Annotated in this window: 1 protein-coding gene; it reads left to right on the top strand. The window is 55.6% G+C overall.

The genetic code is table 11. The features are described 5' to 3' along the window. Positions 1 to 311 precede the first annotated feature (311 nt). Complete coding sequence (locus PUT78_RS21780; protein ID WP_274350455.1) at positions 312 to 656, top strand: hypothetical protein; 345 nt, start codon at positions 312 to 314, stop codon at positions 654 to 656. Positions 657 to 843 lie beyond the last annotated feature (187 nt).

Below are 843 nucleotides of genomic sequence, written 5' to 3'. Positions count from 1 at the left end.
GGGTGGAAATGATCCAAACACTGGAGATGTAGCGCACTCCACCACCGACCCTCCGCTCTGGACTCTTCGCGTTGATGCTCAACCAAGGTATTTGCGGCAGCTATGCGGGACGAAGCTGCCGGTCGCTGCATCTGCCGATCCGTCTCTACGTCGCGTCTTATGTTCTAAGCGGAGGCCAGCAAGCGATCCCAAGACGACGTGCGATATCATTCGAACAGCCCGAACTAGCAGCCATTCGCCACCTGCGAATTTGTGACTTTCGACTTCCTACACCCTTCGGTATGAAGCGGCCATCACATCACGGGATCACAATGCTTTGTTATTTCAAGATGAGAGCAGCCAATGCTCTTATTCTCCTCGCAACTCTTTCAACTCAGCCTGTTTTGGCGCAGAGTCCAGAAAGTGACAGCTGGACCGAGCGCAAGTGCGAGCTTTACACCGCCGCATGGCACCACCTTGCCGGTGATGGCGTTCCCGAGGGCGTTTCAGAGGGATTTGTGACCGATCACGATGCGTTCCTTGCGTCTGGATGCCTTGATCGCGGTCACGTCTGTCCACGTAGCCCGCACGAGCGGGAAATCGCTGACATGCTGTCGCTCATGGCAGTGGCAGAAGGAATGGCGGGGTCATTCCTGCCCTTCAGTTGCGCCGACTGATCGAAACACTGGGACTTGAACGTGAAGCCAATTCTTCCAATCCTTGTTCTCATTCTTATCGCAACACTCGGCCGAACTGCGACTGCAGAGGTGGTTTGCACCTTGGTCGCTGATGCGCATACCAGGGCCATCGTTATCGAGGAAGGCGACTGCACGACGCGCGTGACTCCTGCATCTACCTTCAAGA

This window comes from Roseinatronobacter alkalisoli (genome assembly GCF_028745735.1).
GTDB lineage: Bacteria > Pseudomonadota > Alphaproteobacteria > Rhodobacterales > Rhodobacteraceae > Roseinatronobacter > Roseinatronobacter alkalisoli.
Note: the sequence above shows the minus strand (reverse complement) of the source record. Positions and strands in the feature narration are given on the sequence as shown.

Excerpts from the sequence above, each read along its gene's own strand:
- PUT78_RS21780 (WP_274350455.1), top strand. The coding sequence starts at position 312 with ATGCTTTGTTATTTCAAGATGAGAGCAGCCAATGCTCTTATTCTCCTC.